This is a genomic window from Collinsella tanakaei (assembly GCF_016900375.1).
GTDB lineage: Bacteria > Actinomycetota > Coriobacteriia > Coriobacteriales > Coriobacteriaceae > Collinsella.
Map to the genome: position 1 here is coordinate 116,364 of NZ_JACJKB010000003.1, position 15,784 is coordinate 132,147.

General features: G+C 64.1%; 23 protein-coding genes. All 23 read right to left on the reverse strand.

What is annotated here, in order from left to right; translation table 11 throughout:
* Positions 1–111: 111 nt before the first annotated feature.
* The 23 genes from rplQ to yqeB all read right to left on the reverse strand — a co-directional run bounded on the left by rplQ (position 112) and on the right by yqeB (position 15,661).
* Positions 112–609 (reverse strand): 50S ribosomal protein L17, encoded by a 498-nt coding sequence (gene rplQ / locus H6A16_RS02925; RefSeq protein ID WP_204615962.1) that lies wholly within the window; start codon positions 607–609, stop codon positions 112–114.
* Positions 610–645: 36 nt separating this feature from the next.
* Positions 646–1,587, reverse strand: coding sequence for a DNA-directed RNA polymerase subunit alpha (locus H6A16_RS02930; RefSeq protein WP_204615963.1), 942 nt, complete (start codon positions 1,585–1,587; stop codon positions 646–648).
* Between the two features lie 32 nt (positions 1,588–1,619).
* Positions 1,620–2,213 carry a 30S ribosomal protein S4 gene (gene rpsD / locus H6A16_RS02935; protein ID WP_204615964.1) on the reverse strand — a complete coding sequence of 198 codons (594 nt, stop codon included), beginning with the start codon at positions 2,211–2,213 and terminating at the stop codon, positions 1,620–1,622.
* Positions 2,214–2,235: 22 nt separating this feature from the next.
* Positions 2,236–2,643: a 30S ribosomal protein S11 gene (gene rpsK, locus H6A16_RS02940; protein ID WP_204615966.1), complete on the reverse strand. Its 408-nt coding sequence runs from the start codon at positions 2,641–2,643 to the stop codon at positions 2,236–2,238.
* 13 nt (positions 2,644–2,656) lie between these two features.
* Positions 2,657–3,031, reverse strand: coding sequence for a 30S ribosomal protein S13 (gene rpsM / locus H6A16_RS02945; protein ID WP_204615968.1), 375 nt, complete (start codon positions 3,029–3,031; stop codon positions 2,657–2,659).
* Between the two features lie 15 nt (positions 3,032–3,046).
* Positions 3,047–3,160, reverse strand: coding sequence for a 50S ribosomal protein L36 (rpmJ, locus tag H6A16_RS02950; protein ID WP_006363204.1), 114 nt, complete (start codon positions 3,158–3,160; stop codon positions 3,047–3,049).
* A gap of 156 nt (positions 3,161–3,316) precedes the next feature.
* Complete coding sequence (gene infA, locus H6A16_RS02955; RefSeq protein WP_009141477.1) at positions 3,317–3,535, reverse strand: translation initiation factor IF-1; 219 nt, start codon at positions 3,533–3,535, stop codon at positions 3,317–3,319.
* 566 nt (positions 3,536–4,101) lie between these two features.
* Positions 4,102–4,890, reverse strand: a complete 789-nt coding sequence (gene map / locus H6A16_RS02960) for a type I methionyl aminopeptidase (RefSeq protein WP_204615971.1) — start codon at positions 4,888–4,890, stop codon at positions 4,102–4,104.
* Positions 4,887–5,513: an adenylate kinase gene (locus tag H6A16_RS02965; protein WP_204615973.1), complete on the reverse strand. Its 627-nt coding sequence runs from the start codon at positions 5,511–5,513 to the stop codon at positions 4,887–4,889. The genes map and H6A16_RS02965 overlap by 4 nt, the downstream gene beginning before the upstream one ends.
* Before the next feature lie 19 nt (positions 5,514–5,532).
* Positions 5,533–6,822, reverse strand: coding sequence for a preprotein translocase subunit SecY (gene secY / locus H6A16_RS02970; RefSeq protein ID WP_204615975.1), 1,290 nt, complete (start codon positions 6,820–6,822; stop codon positions 5,533–5,535).
* Complete coding sequence (gene rplO, locus H6A16_RS02975) at positions 6,816–7,265, reverse strand: 50S ribosomal protein L15 (protein WP_204615977.1); 450 nt, start codon at positions 7,263–7,265, stop codon at positions 6,816–6,818. Before rplO ends, secY begins: the two co-directional genes overlap by 7 nt.
* A 2-nt stretch (positions 7,266–7,267) precedes the next feature.
* Positions 7,268–7,447, reverse strand: coding sequence for a 50S ribosomal protein L30 (gene rpmD / locus H6A16_RS02980; RefSeq protein ID WP_204615979.1), 180 nt, complete (start codon positions 7,445–7,447; stop codon positions 7,268–7,270).
* Between the two features lie 2 nt (positions 7,448–7,449).
* Positions 7,450–7,974, reverse strand: coding sequence for a 30S ribosomal protein S5 (gene rpsE / locus H6A16_RS02985; protein ID WP_204615982.1), 525 nt, complete (start codon positions 7,972–7,974; stop codon positions 7,450–7,452).
* 13 nt (positions 7,975–7,987) lie between these two features.
* A complete protein-coding gene (gene rplR, locus H6A16_RS02990) occupies positions 7,988–8,350 on the reverse strand; it encodes a 50S ribosomal protein L18 (RefSeq protein ID WP_204615984.1) in 363 nt (120 codons plus the stop codon).
* Between the two features lie 71 nt (positions 8,351–8,421).
* The gene (gene rplF / locus H6A16_RS02995) at positions 8,422–8,958 is read right to left on the reverse strand and encodes a 50S ribosomal protein L6 (RefSeq protein WP_204615986.1); all 537 of its coding nucleotides are present in this window, start codon (positions 8,956–8,958) and stop codon (positions 8,422–8,424) included.
* Positions 8,959–8,991: 33 nt separating this feature from the next.
* Positions 8,992–9,390, reverse strand: a complete 399-nt coding sequence (rpsH, locus tag H6A16_RS03000) for a 30S ribosomal protein S8 (protein ID WP_204615988.1) — start codon at positions 9,388–9,390, stop codon at positions 8,992–8,994.
* A 121-nt stretch (positions 9,391–9,511) separates the two neighbouring features.
* Positions 9,512–9,697, reverse strand: coding sequence for a type Z 30S ribosomal protein S14 (locus tag H6A16_RS03005; protein ID WP_087205372.1), 186 nt, complete (start codon positions 9,695–9,697; stop codon positions 9,512–9,514).
* An 84-nt stretch (positions 9,698–9,781) separates the two neighbouring features.
* Positions 9,782–10,339: a 50S ribosomal protein L5 gene (gene rplE / locus H6A16_RS03010; RefSeq protein ID WP_204615990.1), complete on the reverse strand. Its 558-nt coding sequence runs from the start codon at positions 10,337–10,339 to the stop codon at positions 9,782–9,784.
* 264 nt (positions 10,340–10,603) lie between these two features.
* Entirely contained in the window at positions 10,604–11,725 is a 1,122-nt protein-coding gene (locus H6A16_RS03015; protein ID WP_204615992.1) for a zinc ribbon domain-containing protein, read from the reverse strand.
* 65 nt (positions 11,726–11,790) lie between these two features.
* On the reverse strand, positions 11,791–12,876 hold the full coding sequence (locus tag H6A16_RS03020; RefSeq protein ID WP_204615994.1) for a zinc ribbon domain-containing protein: 1,086 nt from the start codon (positions 12,874–12,876) through the stop codon (positions 11,791–11,793).
* Positions 12,877–13,049: 173 nt separating this feature from the next.
* Entirely contained in the window at positions 13,050–13,661 is a 612-nt protein-coding gene (locus H6A16_RS03025; RefSeq protein ID WP_204615996.1) for a DUF4203 domain-containing protein, read from the reverse strand.
* A gap of 134 nt (positions 13,662–13,795) precedes the next feature.
* The gene (locus H6A16_RS03030; protein ID WP_204615998.1) at positions 13,796–14,824 is read right to left on the reverse strand and encodes an XdhC family protein; all 1,029 of its coding nucleotides are present in this window, start codon (positions 14,822–14,824) and stop codon (positions 13,796–13,798) included.
* A gap of 54 nt (positions 14,825–14,878) precedes the next feature.
* A complete protein-coding gene (gene yqeB / locus H6A16_RS03035) occupies positions 14,879–15,661 on the reverse strand; it encodes a selenium-dependent molybdenum cofactor biosynthesis protein YqeB (protein ID WP_204616000.1) in 783 nt (260 codons plus the stop codon).
* Between the last annotated feature and the right edge of the window lie 123 nt (positions 15,662–15,784).

The following is a 15,784-nucleotide window of genomic DNA, read 5'->3' on the forward strand; positions in this document are numbered from 1 at the left end:
GCTTCAACAACCCGGCCTTTCGTCGAAGGCCAAGGGCATCATAACGAAAAAGGGACGCGCCTAACGACGCATCCCTTCTCATTCAGCAAATACCGATATGCCGTGCGGCAGTTACTCGGCGGCAGCCTCAGTGGCCTCAGCCTCGGCCTCGACGGCCTCGGTCTCGACAGGCTCGGCAGCGGGCTCCTCGACCTTCTTGGGGGCCTTCTTGGGAGCGGCAGCCTTCTTCGGGGCCTTCTTCACCACAGGCTCGCAGACGAGCTCGATGATGACCATCTCGGCGTTGTCGCCCTTGCGGGTGCCGAGCTTCATGATGCGGGTGTAACCGCCGTTGCGGTCGGCCCACATGCCCTGAGCGGCCTTGTCGAAGATCTCCTTCACCAGGTCCTTGTCACCGAGCTTGGCGATGGCCAGACGGCGGGAGTGAAGGTCGCCCTTCTTAGCCCACGTGACGATCGGCTCAGCGTAGGAGCGGAGCGCCTTGGCGCGGGTGATGGTGGTCTTGATGCGGTCGTTGGTGAAGAGCGCCTGGGCGAGGCTCTTCTTCATGGCCTTGGTGTGGCTCGCGTCGGTGCCGAGCTTCAGGCCCTTCTTTCGATTGTGACGCATAGCTATGGTCTCCTCTGGTTACACGGGTAGCGCGATTTACGCCTTCAGGCTCAGGCCCATGGACTCAAGCTTATCCTTGACTTCCTCAATGGACTTCACGCCGAAGTTGCGGATGTTGAGCAGGTCGTTCTCGGAGAACTCGACGAGCTGACGCACGGAGTGGATGCTCGCGCGCTTCAGGCAGTTGTAAGAGCGCACCGAGAGGTCGAGGTCCTCGATCTGCTTGTCGAGCTCAGCGTTGTCGCTGGTGGTCTCGGGGGCAAAGATGGAGACCTCTTCCTCAACCTCGGGCGTCTCAGCGAGGTTCATGAAGGCAGCCATGTGCTGGTTGATGATGTTGGCAGCCTGGACGACGGCGTCGCGCGGGGCAACCGCGCCGTTGGTCTCGATCTCAAGGACCAGACGGTCGTAGTCGGTGTGCTGGCCAACGCGACAGGCCTCGACGAGCTTGGCGCAACGGCGGACAGGCGAGTACAGCGAGTCGACGTGGATGACGCCGATGGGGTCGTTGTCGCGCTTGTTCCCCTCGTAGGAGACATAGCCGCGGCCATAGCCGATGCGCATGCTCATGGTCAGGTGACCACCCTCGTTGAGCGTGGCGATGTGCTTATCGGGATTGACGAGCTCGAACTCCGAAGGGATGAAGAAGTCCGCGCCGGTAACCTCGCAGGGACCGTCGACCGAGATGGTCGCGGTGCCCTCGTCGGTGGTGCCGAGCGAACGGAACACCAGGCCCTTGACGTTCAGGACGATATCCGTGACATCCTCGACCATGTTGGGGATGGTCATGAACTCGTGCTGGGCGCCATCGATCTGGATGGCCTCCACCGCAGCGCCCTCGAGGGAGGACAGCAGCACGCGGCGCAGCGAGTTGCCGAGCGTATCGCCGTAGCCACGCTCGAGCGGCTCGACGGACACGCGGGCGGACGTCTCGTTGATCTCCTCAACCTGAACCTGAGGCCTAATGAATTCTGACATGTAATACCTCCAGCCTCAGCAGCCCAAATGGACTACTTAGAGTAGAGCTCGACGATGAGCTGCTCGTTGATGTCGCCGCTGATCTGCTCACGGCTCGGCATGGCGAGCACGTTGCCGGACAGCTTCTCGATATCAACCTCGAGCCAGCCAGGAACCTCAAAACGCTCGGACTGGATGAGGGCCTCCTTGATAGGAAGGAGATCACGATACTTCTCGCCCACGGCGATGACGTCGCCGGGCTTGACGAGGTAGGAGGGGATGTCGACACGACGGCCGTTCACGGTGAAGTGGCCGTGACGCACGGTCTGACGGGCCTCCTTGCGGGTGCGGGCGAAGCCCAGACGGAAGACCACGTTGTCGAGACGGGTCTCGAGAATCTTCATCAGGTTCTCGCCGGTGATGCCGGGCATCTTGCGGGCGCGGACGAAGTAGCTGTGGAACTGCTTCTCGAGCACGCCGTAGATGAACTTAACCTTCTGCTTCTCGCGAAGCTGAATACCATACTCGGATTCCTTGCGACGACGCTTGGGCTGACGCTTGGATTCCTTACCGCTGTAGCCCAGCTCAGCGGGATCGATCCCGAGCTGACGGCAGCGCTTGAGAACCGGAGTCCTATCGATTGCCATAGTTTATCGATCCTTTCAGGAGTTACACGCGGCGACGCTTCTTGGGGCGGCAGCCGTTGTGCGGAATGGGGGTCTTGTCCTGGATGCTCGAGACCTCGAGGCCGGCGGCCTGGAGGGAGCGGATGGCGGTCTCGCGACCGGAGCCGGGGCCCTTCACGAAGACGGCGACCTTGTGCATGCCGTGCTCCATGGCGATCTTGGCGCAAGCCTCGGCAGCCATCTGGGCGGCAAACGGCGTGGACTTACGTGAACCCTTGAAACCAACGGTGCCAGCGGACTTCCAGGCGATAACGTTGCCCTGGCCGTCGGTGATGGACACGATGGTGTTGTTGAACGTGGAACGGATGTGGGCCTGACCCACGGAGATGTTCTTACGGTCGGAACGCTTGATGCGAGCAGCCTGACCGCGCTTGTTCTTAGCAGTAGCCATTAGTCAGTCTCCCTTATTTCTTCTTCTTGGCACCGATCTGACGCTTCGGACCCTTGCGGGTGCGAGCGTTGGTGTGGGTGCGCTGGCCACGGACAGGGAGGCCCTTGCGGTGACGGAGGCCACGGTTGCAGCCGATGTCCATCAGGCGCTTGACGTTCTGGTTGCGCTCACGGCGGAGGTCACCCTCGACCATGATGTGGTTCTGATCGATGTACTTACGGATCGCGTCGACTTCCTCGTCGGTGAGGTCGCGGACGCGGGTGTCAACGTTGATGTTGCAATCGTTGCAAATCTTCGTGGCGGTGGTGCGGCCGATGCCGTAGATGTAGGTCAGACCGATCTCAACGCGCTTCTCGCGCGGAAGGTCGACACCATTAATACGGGCCAACTTTGGTCTCCTCTCTTAGCCCTGGCGCTGCTTGTGACGGGGGTTCTCGCAGATAACAAGAACCTTGCCGTGACGCCGGATGATCTTGCACTTATCGCACATCTTCTTGACCGAAGGACGTACCTTCATCGTTCTTCCTTTCGGTAGTGCTCAAACTACAAATGGAATGTATCTACTCGCCCAGCCGCAGGCGTGAATAACTGATGGCTGGCCTCGCCTCATGCAAACGCGATCGTAAGGCTGAGCGGACCTTGCGATCGACGATGTGCACTATGCGAACTGTCGCTACTTGTAGCGATAGGTGATGCGACCACGAGTCAGATCGTAGGGGGAAAGCTCCACCACGACCTTGTCACCCGGGAGAATACGGATATAGTTCATGCGGATCTTGCCCGAGATGGAGCACAGAACCGAATGACCGTTCTCGAGCTCGACGCGGAACATGGCGTTCGGGAGCGGCTCAGTGACCGTACCCTCGAGTTCGATAGCATCTTCCTTCTTCAAAGCAATCATCTTTCTCTAGAAAACGACAGCAACTGAGAATGATAACAAAAAGCTTAACAACAGGGTCAGATTCGTAATGGCTCCACAATTGGTGGGGTGACTGGGCGGACCGGCGCATATATATCCCCCGTGCTCAAACAGTCCTCGGCCTGCGGCCTGCGGAACTACGCGCGGGGGATATATATGCGTCGGTTCGCCACAGCTCACCCTTTGTTGGGCTTTGCGAATGCGAGGCTGCCTTGCTTCGCCATTCTCAGCTGCGGCAGCCGTTTTACTCTCGGGCGGGGGACCCAGTCGATACGTTAACCTCTCCCCTGCCTGCACCTTCTTGACAACTGTTGGGTAAGGAGGAGTGCATGCTTTAGCATGTGCCAGCGTCAGGGAGCGGCGCTGTTAAGCGCCCGACCTGACGCTGCAGCTCGCTTTGCGTTGACGCGCGGGCGCATACCTTTGCAGCAGGACCCCCGGTATATCCTTACGGCGCAGTTCCGCAGGCCGTAGGCCGAGGACTGTTTGAGCACGGAAGGATATACGGGGGGTCCCAGTAGACCTATGGGAATAGACAGCTAGAGCTGACCGCCCTGCATGGAGCACCAGGGTCCCATCTCATCGACGGTCAGAATCACGGGGCCGTCTTCAGTGATGGCGATGGTGTTCTCGTAGTGGGCGGCGGCCAGATGGTCGTTTGTCGTGACGACCCAGCCGTCGGCACCCGTGGTCACGTGGTTCGTGCCGAGCGTGATCATCGGCTCGATGGCGATGACCATGCCGGCCTGGAGACGCACGCCGCGGCCCTTCTTGCCGTAGTTCGGCACGTTCGGGTCCTCGTGCATCACGCGGCCGACGCCGTGGCCGACGTAATCGCGCAGCACGCCGTAGCCATGGCCCTCGGCGAGGGTCTGGATGGCATGGCCGATGTCGCCCAGGTGGTTGCCGGGCACAGCCTGCTCGATACCGACCTTGAGGCAGTCGCGCGTTACCTCGCACAGCGCCTGCACGTCGGCGGAAGGCGTGCCGCAATAGAAGGTCCAGGCGTTATCGCCCACCCAGCCGTCGACGATCGCGCCGGTGTCGACCGACACGATATCGCCGTCGCGCAGGATGACATCCGGGTTCGGGATGCCGTGGACGACCTGGTCGTTCACGCTCGCGCAGATGGTTCCCGGGAAGCCGGCGTACCCCTTGAACGCGGGGATGCCGCCGTGCATGCGGATGATCTGCTCGGCGAGCTGGTCGAGCTCGAAGGTCGACACGCCGGGGCGCACCATGGCCCCAACGCGGCGGAGCGCCATCTTAGACAGCGCTCCAGCCTTCTTCATCTGCTCGATTTCTTCTGCAGACTTGATCTTGATCATAGGGCGAGGACTTCCTTCGCACGGGCGTAGACATCCTCGATCGCGCCGGTGCCGTCGACGATCTTGAGCTTGCCCTGGCCGCGGTAGTACTCCACGAGCGGGGCGGTGTTCTTCTCGTACACGTCGAGACGGTTGGCGATGGTCTCCGGCTTGTCGTCATCGCGCTGGTACATCTCGCCTGCGCACTTGGGGCAGGTCTCATCGGCAGCGGTGCCGGTGTAGCCGCACTCCTTGCAGGCGCGACGGGAGGACAGGCGATCGATGATGACGTCGGCGGCGACGTCGACGAGCAGCGCGCACTCAAGCGGCTGGCCGAGCGTGGAGAGCTCGGAATCGAGGGTCACGGCCTGAAGGGTGTTGCGCGGGAAGCCGTCGAGGATGAAGCCCTTCTGAGCGTCATCGGCGGCAAGGCGCTCCTTGACGAGGTCGATCACGAGCTGGTCGGGAACGAGCTCGCCGGCATCCATGTACTTCTTGGCCTGGATGCCGAGCTGCGTGCCGCCCTTCACCGCGGCGCGCAGAAGGTCGCCGGTGGAGATGTGGGCCACGCCGAACTCGGCGACGAGCTGCTGGGCGAGGGTGCCCTTGCCGGCACCGGGAGCTCCCAAAAGCACGATTTTCATGGGTTGCCTCCTTGTTCCCTTACTTGAAGAATCCGTCGTAGTCGTACATCTTCAGCTGGCTCTCCACCTTGGAGATGGTATCGAGCACAACGCCGACCATGATGAGGATGGAGGTGCCGCCGAAAGCCTGGATCAGCTGGTTGCCCGTGAACGAGAAGACGATCGACGGGACGATGGCGATGATGGCCAGGAAGATGGCGGACGGGAGCGTGATCTTGTTGAGCGCGTTCTTGATGTAGTTCGCGGTCGCACGGCCCGGACGGACGCCCGGGATGAAGCCGCCCTGGCGCTTGAGGTTCTCGGCCGTGTCGTCGGGATTGAACACCATGGAGGTGTAGAAGTACGCGAAGAACACGATGAGGACCACGTTCAGGACCCAGTTGAGCCAACCGGACGAAAGCGCGCCGGCCACGGCCTGAATCCAGTCGATGCCAGGGAAGAACACGGCGATCTGCGCCGGGAAGTACAGCAGGGCGCTCGCGAAGATGATGGGGATGACGCCGGCCGTATTGACCTTGATGGGCAGGTAGGTGGCCTGACCGCCCATGATGCGACGACCCACAACGCGCTTGGCGTACTGCACGGGGATGCGGCGCTGGCCGCGCTCGACGAACACGATCAGCGGGATGACCGCGATGATGATCACGGCGATGACCACCGTGAGGATCATGCCGGCCGTGCCGCCGTCGGAAACGGACTGGAAGATGGCCTGAGGCAGACCCGCCATGATGTTGGCGAAGATGATCAGGCTCATGCCGTTGCCGATACCGCGCTGGGTGATGAGCTCACCGATCCACATGATGAGCATGGCGCCCGCGACGAGCGTGCCCACGACCATGATGTCGAAGATGATCTCGGGAGCACCGGCGCCCGTGAAGGAGATGCCGAAGCTCTTGAACAGGAAGAGGTAGCCGATGGCGTTGAGAATAGCCAGGGCGAGCGTGAGGTAGCGCGAGTACTGGGTGATCTTGGTCTGACCGACCTCACCCTCACGCGCGAGCTCATGCAGGGAAGGCACCACGGCCTGCAGCATCTGCAGGATGATGGAGCTGGTGATGTAGGGCATGATGCCCAGCGAGAACACCGAAACGTAGGAAAGCGCGCCACCCGAGAACAGGTTCAGAAGTGCCATGGCGCCACCAGCGACCGAATCACCGGCCGACTGGAAAAGGCCCAGCATCCCCTGGAAGGGAATGCCGGGCACGGGAACGTGCGCACCTACACGGTACAGCACGAGCATGGCGATAGTGAAACAGATCTTGCCGCGCAGCTCCTTGATTCGGAATGCGTTTTTAAGACCAGTTAGCACGGGAACTCGACCTTTCCGCCTGCGGCCTCGATCTTGGCCTTGGCGGAAGCCGAGACCTTGTCGACCTTAACCGTGAGCTTCTTCGTGATATCGCCGTCGCCGAGCACCTTGACGGGCTCGAACTCCTTCTTGATGATGCCAGCGGCAACGAGGGAAGCGCCGTCGACGACAGCGCCGTCCTCGAACTTCTCCTCGAGACGGGAGACGTTCACAGCGGTGAACTCAACGCGACGAGGATTCTTGAAGCCCGGGAGCTTGGGCAGGCGCATCGCGAGCGGGGTCTGGCCGCCCTCGAAGCCTGCGCCCTTGGTGCCGCCGGAGCGGGAGCCCTGGCCGTTCTGGCCGCGGCCCGAGTAGGTGCCGGTGCCAGAGGAGTTGCCGCGGCCCACGCGCTTGCGCTTATGCGTGGAACCCGCGCTGGGGGTAAGATCATGAAGCTGCATTGCTACTCCTCTACAATCTCGACAAGGTGCTTGACCTTGAAGATCATGCCGCGAACGCTCTCGTTGTCGGTGATCTCGCGAACCTCGCGGATGCGATGCAGACCGAGGGCGCGGACGGTCCTCTTCTGGTCCTCCTTGCAGCCGTTGATGCTGCGGACCTGCTTAATCTTGATGGTGGCCATGCCTACTTCTCCTTCCCGACAAACAGCTGGGAAACGGTGAGGCCGCGACGGGAAGCGACATCCTCGGGGCTGGAGAGCTCCTTCAGGCCCTCGGCAGCGGCCTTGATGATGTTGAGGCCGTTGTCGGTACCCAGGGACTTGGACAGGACGTTCTTGATGCCGGCGAGCTCGAAGAGGGGGCGCACGGCGCCACCGGCGATGACGCCGGTACCCTCGACAGCGGGCTTGATGATGATGCGGCCGGCACCGAAGTGACCGATGACCTCGTGCGGGATGGTGCCCTCCTCGGTCACGGGAACATGGAACATGTTCTTCTTGGCGTCGAGCGAAGCCTTGGAGATGGCCAGGGGCACCTCAGCGGACTTGCCCATGCCCAGGCCGACGTTGCCCTTGCCGTCGCCGACGACCACGAGGGCCACGAGCGACATGCGGCGACCGCCCTTGACGGTCTTGGACACACGGTTGATGAAAACGACGCGCTCCTCGAACTCGGAGGCCTCGCGCTGCTGCTTTTGATTACGAGCCATAGCTACTTACCTCCTAGAACTGCAGGCCGGCGGCGCGGGCGCCATCGGCGAGGGCCTTAACACGGCCGTGATAGATGCGGCCGCCACGGTCGAAGGTGACCGCCGTGATGCCGGCCTCGAGGGCGCGCTCGCCCACGAGCTTACCGACCTTCTCGGCAGCCTCCTTGTTCGAGGTGGTCATGCCCTCGAACTCCTTCTCGAGCGTCGAGGCGGAAACCAGGGTGTGGCCCTTGGTGTCGTCGACGATCTGAGCGTAGATGTTGGCGTTGGTGCGGGTGACGCGGAGACGCGGACGCTCGGGCGTACCGAAGATCTTGCCGCGGACGCGACGCTGACGGCGCTTGAGGCCCGCCAGCTTCGCCTTATGCTTATCCATGGAAAACTCCTTCGAAGTCATGTGCCAGCACCTGACGGGGTACTGGTCTTGGACGAAGCGCTGAGCGCCTACTACTTGGCGGCCTTACCGAGCTTGCGACGGATGTGCTCGCCCACGTAGTGGATGCCCTTGCCCTTGTAGGGCTCAGGCGGACGCTTGGAGCGAATCTCGGCGGCAACCTGGCCGACCTGCTGCTTGCTGATGCCCTTCACGTGGATGTGCGTGTTGTCGGGCACCTCGAAGGTGATGCCCTCGGGGGCATCGTAGGTCACCGGGTGCGAATAGCCGAGCGAGAGGTCCAGGGTGTTGCCCTTGAGGGCGACACGGTAACCGACGCCGGCGAGCTCGAGGGACTTGGTGAAGCCCTCGGAAACGCCCACGACCATGTTGTGGATGAGGGCGCGGGTGAGGCCGTGCATAGCGCGGGTCTCACGCTCGTCGTCAGCGCGGGAGACGGTCAGAACGCCGTCCTCGACGTTGATGCTGAGCTTCTCATAGAAATCGTTCTCAAGGGTGCCCTTGGGGCCCTTGACGGCGACATGGGTGCCGTTGACTGCCACTTCGACTCCGGCGGGAATCTGGACAGGCTTATTACCGATACGAGACACGGGTGTATCCTTTCCTTCTACTCGCCGTAACCGTTACCAAACGAACGCGATGATCTCGCCGCCGACGCCCGTGGTGCGGGCATCGCGGTCGGTCATGACGCCGCGGCTGGTGGAGACGATGGCGGTACCAAGGCCACCGCGGACGCGGGGCAGGTCGGCGACGCCGGCGTACTTGCGCAGACCAGGCTTGGAGATGCGCTTGATGCCGTTGATGACCTTCTGCTTCTTGGGACCGTACTTGAGGGTGATGTGGAGGGTCTTCTGGGGCTCGGTGTCCTCGACGGTGTAACCGGCGATGTAGCCCTCCTCGTAGATGACGCGCGCGATCTCCACGAGCTTCTTGCTGCTCGGCATGGAGACCTCGGCCTTGTTCGCAGAATTCGCGTTGCGAATGCGCGTAAGCATATCTGCGATCGGGTCAGTGACGTTCATGCAGATTCTCCTTCGTTCTTGATGAACCTGTGCCAGCGGTTCTCATCCACCCATAGCGGACAAGCCGGCTGACACGATCTTCCGTGCAGAGCGGATCGAATCCGCCTGCGCTGGCAGTGACTTACCAGCTGGCCTTCTTGATGCCGGGAAGTTCGCCCTTGAGCGCGAGCTCGCGGAAGCAGACACGGCACAGGCCGAACTTGCGGTACACAGAGTGCGGACGGCCGCAACGCTGGCAACGCGTGTACTCACGCGTCGAGAACTTCTGCTTGCGCTGCTGCTTGACGATCATCGATGTCTTAGCCACTTATTTCCTCCTCACATACATGTATCAAAGCGCCGGACGGGCGGCCCGCCGGTTGCGCGCCGCCCGGAGCCGGGGCAGATGAACCTATTTCTTGAACGGGAACCCGAAGGCGTCGAGAAGGGCCTTGGCCTCCTCGTCGGTCTTCGCGGTCGTCACGATGGTGATGTCCATACCGCGGGTGCGATCGACGGAGTCGAAGTCGACCTCGGGGAAGATGAGCTGCTCGGTGACGCCCATGGAGAAGTTACCACGGCCGTCGAAGCTCTTGGGGGAGATGCCGCGGAAGTCGCGGATACGGGGGATGGCCACGGAGGTCAGGCGATCGAAGAACTCCCACATGCGGTCGCCGCGCAGGGTGACCTTGGCGCCGATCGGCATGCCGGCGCGCAGGTGGAAGGAAGCGATGGACTTGCGGGCACGGGTCACCATGGGCTGCTGGCCGGTGATGACGCGAAGGTCGCGCACGGCGCCCTCGATGGCCTTGGAATCGGTCGCGGCCTCGCCGACGCCCATGTTCACGACGATCTTCTCGAATTTCGGGATCATCATGACATTCTTGTACTGGAACTTGTCCTGCATGAGCTGCTTGACCTCGTCGTTGTACTTGGCCTTCAGACGCGGGACGTACTTCTCCTCTGCCATGTTCACTCCTTTGGGGTTTTAAGCACGGGGCGGTGCTCGGCGCTTGGCGGCCGGTATGCGCGGCCTTGCGCTTCGCTGTCCTCGTGCCTCCTGTCGCGTGCAGGCCGCCTATGGCGTAGCGGCATGACGATAAACCGACAGGAGCCGGGCAATACGAGTCGGTATGATACGCCGTCGCGGCCGCGAATGCCATGAAAACCTTATCCGTGGCGGAAATCCACATTTCGCGACAGCACGTGAAAAAACCCCTGGGGTATTTTCACGTCAGTTCATGCGGAGCAGATGGAAGGCGACCTCGCCCTCGTCGTTCAGGTAGGCTTCGATAGTCGCCGAGGCGCTGTAGATGGGCGTGTGGTCGCAGCCGAGCTCGTCGAGCATGTCCTCGAGCGGCCAGCCGTACACGCGCAGCAGCACGTTCACCGGCTGCGTGCCCTCGGCGGGCATGTAGACGTCGAAGGTCACCTCGTAGCGGTTGTCGCCCGTATCGGCAAGCGAGGTCACGTAGGGCACGCCCATGCTCTGCCAGTACTCGATCGGGGTCGCGTAGTAGAACCAGTCGCCCTCGACCGTGCCCTTGTTGCCGCTCGAGAGCTCGTAGTGCAGCTGGTCGGCCGTCACGGTCAGGTCGAAGTGCTTGACGAAGTACTCGATCAGGTAGTTCACGTCGACGCGGTAGGCGTAGCCCTGCTGCGCCATGGGGTCGTCGGCGGTGATGACCTCCACGTTCTGGTTGGCGTTGCCGTTCATGTGGTACTCGAAGTACAGCAGCATGTTCGTGATCGTGTCCGCATCGGGCGTGCCAGTGCGCTCGTAGGTGCTTTGGGCCGTGAGCCCCTGCCCCACCTCGGTGAAGTTGCTGATGAAGGTGCCGATGGCCTCGCGGTCGTCCGCGTTCTCGAGCGTGAGCTTGATGGCGCTCTCGGCCGGCGCCTCCTCCTCGGGCTCCTCGGGCTCCTCTTCTGCCGCGGGAGCCTCCGCCACGGGCTCGTCCGCAGCAGGCTCCGGGCGCGACAGCAGGCCAAAGCCCGAGGTCAGGGCAGCCGTGATGCCAAGTCCGACGACCGCCGCGAGCACGACGGTCACCACGATGGGGGCCGTGGCCCCGCGGCGCTTGCCGGGGGCCTCCCCCGCCGCTGCGGGCTGCGGGCAGGTGTCCTCGGGGCGGGACGTGGGCGCGACACGGGGCATGATGCGCGTCGCGGTCTGAGGTGAGGTCTCAGGCTGCTGAGCGGGCGCTGCCCGGTTCGCCGCGGGCCGCGGGAGGTCGGCCTCGTAGGGCGCGTGGACCTCGTTGTTCGCATCGGGCCCCACGGGCAGGGCCGTGCCGCATTTCGTGCAATAGCGCGTGCCCTCGGGCATTCGCGCGCCGCAATTCACGCAATACATGGAACCCCCATCGTCGATGCCTCCGGGTGCCGGGCGCCAGGCGAGCCGTTTTTCGATAGCTTACCTCAGTTCATCCGGTACAGGCGAAACGCGAGCTCTCCCTCGTCGAGATACGCCTCGATCGTCGCCGTGCCGCTGTAGATGGGCGACGACCCCGCGCCGACCGCCTCGAGCATCTCGCTCAGGGGCCAGCCGTACACGCGCAGCAGGATGTCGGCGGGCGCGAGGTTTCCCGCCGGGCGGTACACGTCGAAGGAGACGTCGTACAGGTTACCGCCCAGATCGGTGAGCGACGTGACGTTCGCCACGCCCTGGCTCGCGAACCACGCGTCGGATCCATACGCGTAGTAGAACCAGCTGCCCGACACGGCGCCGCGGCCGCCCGCGCCGCGCTCGTAGGGCAGGTCCCCGATATCGATACCCACGCCGAAGTACTTATAGACGAGCTCGCACATATAGCTCGCCTCGCAGCGGAACTGATAGCCCGCCGCCGCCATCGGGTCGCTCGACCCGACCTCCTCCAGATACGGGTTGGCGTTGCCGTTCATATGGCGCTCCACGAACACGAGCATCTCGACGATCGTGTCGTGGTCGAGCGGATCTTCGCGCGAGTAAGAGCTCTGCGCCGACAGGCCCTCGTTCACCTCGGAGAAGTTCGTGATGAAGCAGTTGACGACCTCGCGGTCACCCTGGTTGCCCAGATCGACCGCGATGGCGCTGGGCTCGCGCGGCGCGTCCTGGGTGCCCTCGGCATCCGGCGCCGCCGCGGGTGCCTCGGTGGTCGTTTCGTCCTGTTCATCGGCAATCGGTGCGGGATCGTCGGCATCGTCGGAGCCCTCGCCGCGGTCGTCGTCTTCCGCCTCGGCCGCCACCGGGGCGGTGTCGGCACCCTTCTGGCCGAGCAGGCCGAAACCCGAGGTCGCGACCGCCGCGATGCCGATGCAGACGATCGCGGCAACCGCGATGCCCGCGACGACAAGCGGCATCCTCGACGGACGGGATGGCGCGGGCGAATCGGCAGCAGGCGCCTTCGCCGGAGCAGAAGGCGCCGCCGGCGCAGCGGGATCCGTGGCACCGACCATCGGCGCTCCGCATGCCGTGCAGAAATTGGTCCCCTCGGGCATCTGCGCCCCGCATCTCGTGCAGTACATGCCATCTCCCGTCGCGCCGAAACGTCTCGTTGAAGCCATTGTACTGCCCCATGAAAGTTTGGGGACAGGCACCAAACTTTCACGGGCAACGAAAAACGCCCCCGCAAGCAAAGGCTCTCGGGGGCGGTGCAGCGTCAGATCGGCTCTGGTCGGCTCGATATGTGCCTTGCGCGCTAATCGCGCGAGAGGCCCTGCACGACGAGGCCGGCGATGGTGAACACGACCGTGGCGACGAGCACGGCGGTGCCGAACTCGGCCGTGAAGTCGCCGCCGATATAGGCGGACAGGGCGTCGAAGGTCGCCGTCACGTCGCCGGGGACGGCGTGCTCGACGAGCTGGCCGAATGCGAGCACGGCGGCCATGAGGTTGGAGCCGATGAACGTCGCGCCCGCGTAGGCGGTGCCCAGGCGGACGAACAGGTCGCACCAGCGCAGCGCGGCTAGGCCGCAGAGCAGCGCGACGACCGCCATGACGACGCCCAGGTAGTCGCCGGCCTGCTGCGGCATCAGCATGCCGATCAGAAAGCCGAGCGCGGCACCCGCCAGGGCACCGGCGATGAAGACGCCGGCCTTGTAGACGTACTTGGAGAGCAGCGCCGCCACGATGCCGAGCACGACGGCGATGACGATCGACACCGCAGATCCGTCGTTCGTCGAAAGGCCGATGTTCAGCACGCCCAGAAACACCAGGGCGCCGAGCGCGATGTAGAACAGGCGCTTGCCGGCAAAGCACGCCAGGGCGCCGATGCCGATGTTGATGAGCAGGTACAAGATCACGAATTCCATAGCGGAACCTTTCGTATGCGCATGACATGAACCCGGCAATGATAGCCCCTATGGAACCTTTTGAAACCCACTCGTCATGAAGACGCCCCGCATGCGCAAGCAATGCACATGCGGGGCGCGGTCAGGCAGCCGCCCTAATGGGGGCGCGGCAGCAGGACCGTGCGCCGATGCGAAATCAGCTCGGCGACGATGCTCACCGCGATCTCCTCGGGAGTCTCGGCGTGGATGGGCACGCCGATCGGCATGTGGATGTGCTCGATGTCCTCGGGCGCGAAGCCCTCCTCGGCGAGCTTGCCGCGCACGAAGGCGGTTTTCTTCCTGCTGCCCAAGCAGCCCAGGTACGAGGGATGCGCCGCAAGCGCCTGCGACACGACGGCGTAATCGCTGCCGTGGCCGGAGGTGGCGGACACCACGAGGTCGCGCGGGCCGATCGCGCAGGTCGCCGCCAGATCGTCGTAATCCACAAGACGACGGTCAGCCGCCGCGGGCAGAAGATCCGCCTCGAGCATCTCGGGGCGGTCGTCGCACGCGATGACCGCGAAACCCGCCGCGGCGAGCGCGCCTGCGCACGCGCGGCCCACGTGGCCGCAGCCGAAGATATAGGTGAAGCCCTCCGGGCAGATGGGCTCGAGGTAGCGCCCCCCGCTCACCCCTGCGCGCAGGTCCATCTGGTTCAGCGGGTGCTCGACCGCCCAGGCGAGCGGGCCTGCCGCCGTGCGCGCCGACTCGGCACCGTGGGCGGCCGCACCGGCGACGTCGTCCCCCAGCAGGGCCAGATCGATCGCCAGAACGCCCTCGCCGCGGTCTTTGAGCACGTCTCGCTCCTGCTCGAGCGCGGCGCGCACGGAATCATCCACCAGCGCGTAGCACAGGTCGACCGCGCCGCCGCAGATCATGCCGGTGTCGCTCTTCTTGCCACCCAGGGTGTAGCGGACCGTGCGGCTCTTTCCCGCCGCGAGCAGCTCGGACGCCTCGGCAAGGGCAAGGTCCTCGACGCGGCCGCCACCCACCGTCCCGCAAAACGAGCCGTCGGCGAACACGGCCATCCAGGCGCCCGCGGAACGCGGCGCCGAGCCGTGCGAGCCGGTGACCACGACCAGCTCGGCCTGCTCGCCCGCGTCGAGCGCCGCGAGCATCCGTTCGACGATCTCAATCTTGTTCATCGCAAACCTTCAATCTCTATCGCGCAGCCGCCCGCAACGGACGGCCGTGCCATTCTAGTGCGCGAAGTGAAGCAGCGCCTCGAGCACGCCGCCGCCCACCGCGGACGCCTTGTCGGACACGGTCAGGCAAAACGACGCGTCGCCGCGCGGGTCGATGTCGCCGGCCTTCATGCCCGCATGCGCGGGTACGCCCGGGGCGAGCAGGCCGCGCAGCACGCCGTCGATCGTGGCCAGCATGGACTCGCCCGCCACGCGGCCGACGACCTCGCCGGCGCGCACGGTATCGCCGATGGCGCGCACGCACTCGAAGGGCCCGTCGGCAGGCGCGCGCAGCACGCGCTCGGCACCCACGCCGCCGATGATCCCGGGGATGCCGGTGTTCGCGATCGGGGATCCCTCGTACAGCACGCGCCCCAGGTAGTGGCCGCGCTTCGTCTCGACGGCGGCGTGGCAGTCCTCCCCTGCCGTGAACCCGGGGCCGACGCCGATCACGCACGGCGCCATGTCGATACGCGTGCCGAGGTTGCGCTTGGCCAGAATCGCATCGACGACCGCATCGGGCGCGAAGGCGTCCACGAGCGCGGCCTCGGGATCGACCATGACGGCAACGTCGCCGGATGCCATCACGGCGCGCGCCTGATCGACCGTGTCCGCGCGCCGCGCCCAGACGTCCTCCACCTGGGTCGCGTCACAGCGAATGGCCTCGGAGAACGCGACGGTGCGACGGATACACGTGGGCGCGTCGATATCCGCCATGACCACGTCCATCCCCGCGCGATGGAGGCGAAGGGCGATACCCGTCGCGATGTCCCCCGCGCCGCGCATATATATCAGCATGTCAGCATCATCCTCTCAGCGCCGCGCGCCCGCTGCGCACGGCATCATGTACCTTCTCCCCCAAAACGGCGGGCGCGAACCCGCCCCTCACATGAACGGTGAGGCCGGTGCGCGCCGCCCGTC

What these genes read in the sequence shown, in the direction of transcription:
- rplQ (WP_204615962.1), bottom strand. Translation starts at nt 609, where the DNA reads ATGCGTCACAATCGAAAGAAGGGCCTGAAGCTCGGCACCGACGCGAGC.
- H6A16_RS02930 (WP_204615963.1), bottom strand. Translation starts at nt 1,587, where the DNA reads ATGTCAGAATTCATTAGGCCTCAGGTTCAGGTTGAGGAGATCAACGAG.
- rpsD (WP_204615964.1), bottom strand. Translation starts at nt 2,213, where the DNA reads ATGGCAATCGATAGGACTCCGGTTCTCAAGCGCTGCCGTCAGCTCGGG.
- rpsK (WP_204615966.1), bottom strand. Translation starts at nt 2,643, where the DNA reads ATGGCTACTGCTAAGAACAAGCGCGGTCAGGCTGCTCGCATCAAGCGT.
- rpmJ (WP_006363204.1), bottom strand. Translation starts at nt 3,160, where the DNA reads ATGAAGGTACGTCCTTCGGTCAAGAAGATGTGCGATAAGTGCAAGATC.
- map (WP_204615971.1), bottom strand. Translation starts at nt 4,890, where the DNA reads ATGATCAAGATCAAGTCTGCAGAAGAAATCGAGCAGATGAAGAAGGCT.
- H6A16_RS02965 (WP_204615973.1), bottom strand. Translation starts at nt 5,513, where the DNA reads ATGAAAATCGTGCTTTTGGGAGCTCCCGGTGCCGGCAAGGGCACCCTC.
- rplO (WP_204615977.1), bottom strand. Translation starts at nt 7,265, where the DNA reads ATGCAGCTTCATGATCTTACCCCCAGCGCGGGTTCCACGCATAAGCGC.
- rpmD (WP_204615979.1), bottom strand. Translation starts at nt 7,447, where the DNA reads ATGGCCACCATCAAGATTAAGCAGGTCCGCAGCATCAACGGCTGCAAG.
- rpsE (WP_204615982.1), bottom strand. Translation starts at nt 7,974, where the DNA reads ATGGCTCGTAATCAAAAGCAGCAGCGCGAGGCCTCCGAGTTCGAGGAG.
- rplR (WP_204615984.1), bottom strand. Translation starts at nt 8,350, where the DNA reads ATGGATAAGCATAAGGCGAAGCTGGCGGGCCTCAAGCGCCGTCAGCGT.
- rpsH (WP_204615988.1), bottom strand. Translation starts at nt 9,390, where the DNA reads ATGAACGTCACTGACCCGATCGCAGATATGCTTACGCGCATTCGCAAC.
- rplE (WP_204615990.1), bottom strand. Translation starts at nt 10,339, where the DNA reads ATGGCAGAGGAGAAGTACGTCCCGCGTCTGAAGGCCAAGTACAACGAC.
- H6A16_RS03015 (WP_204615992.1), bottom strand. Translation starts at nt 11,725, where the DNA reads ATGTATTGCGTGAATTGCGGCGCGCGAATGCCCGAGGGCACGCGCTAT.
- H6A16_RS03020 (WP_204615994.1), bottom strand. Translation starts at nt 12,876, where the DNA reads ATGTACTGCACGAGATGCGGGGCGCAGATGCCCGAGGGGACCAATTTC.
- H6A16_RS03025 (WP_204615996.1), bottom strand. Translation starts at nt 13,661, where the DNA reads ATGGAATTCGTGATCTTGTACCTGCTCATCAACATCGGCATCGGCGCC.
- H6A16_RS03030 (WP_204615998.1), bottom strand. Translation starts at nt 14,824, where the DNA reads ATGAACAAGATTGAGATCGTCGAACGGATGCTCGCGGCGCTCGACGCG.
- yqeB (WP_204616000.1), bottom strand. Translation starts at nt 15,661, where the DNA reads ATGCTGATATATATGCGCGGCGCGGGGGACATCGCGACGGGTATCGCC.